The 765-nt window shown below is 31.8% G+C and carries 1 protein-coding gene; it reads right to left on the minus strand.

Going from position 1 to position 765, the window contains the following annotated elements; genetic code table 11:
* Positions 1-33: 33 nt before the first annotated feature.
* Positions 34-684 (minus strand): hypothetical protein, encoded by a 651-nt coding sequence (locus ACOSP6_RS00335; RefSeq protein WP_422092455.1) that lies wholly within the window; start codon positions 682-684, stop codon positions 34-36.
* Between the last annotated feature and the right edge of the window lie 81 nt (positions 685-765).

Below are 765 nucleotides of genomic sequence, written 5' to 3' on the forward strand. Positions count from 1 at the left end.
GAATTTCCGGTGAGGAAATTCAGCCGCAATTAATTATACGCCTTGTTGGCTACTGGCTTTTTTAAATATTTCTTCTATATCGAATATTTTCACATTTGAAATTTCAAAAACTTCTCTCAATGTTCTGATTTCAGTTCGATCAATTTTTTTTAAATATTCAGCTAGTTTATCTTTTAGTCTGCCGTTTTTCGATAGTACTTTTTCCCAATTCGCTCGACCGTTAAAATATTTCAATATATCCTTAGCACTAACAGTATATAATTCCTTTTTTTTATTGGTTTCTAGTATTATCAGGTTAACAAAATCAGAGAAAACGTTCCTTTTTCTCATTCCATTTTTTGCTCCACCAACTTGCCATTTTGAAAACTTAAATTCCGCAATTCTTTTATCTGTCTCTAGGTCGAAACCATCTCCTTCAGCTCCGGCTGCGAGTGAAAGGTTTGTTACGATTTCATTTTCTGATAAGATTATAGGTAATGAATTTATAATTCCGACAGCATGTACAATTTCGTTTATTTGAGCACTCACTTTTTTTATTGCCAATGCAGCATTGAATAATTCCTCATTTGTGAAAATTTCCGATTTAGATTTTCCAATTAATTCCATTTTTAATTCAGATAATTTCTCAGTAAGAGAATTTCCTTTAAAATCTAAAATTATATCTAAAGCCTTTTCAGTTTTCAATATTAAATGGATGCTTTTTAGCTTGTGGCCAACGCATTTGTGTATGATTTTTTGCGGGAAAAGGACGCGAGTCATTTTCCG

Source organism: Tenacibaculum sp. MEBiC06402 (assembly GCF_049239625.1).
Taxonomy (GTDB): domain Bacteria; phylum Bacteroidota; class Bacteroidia; order Flavobacteriales; family Flavobacteriaceae; genus Polaribacter.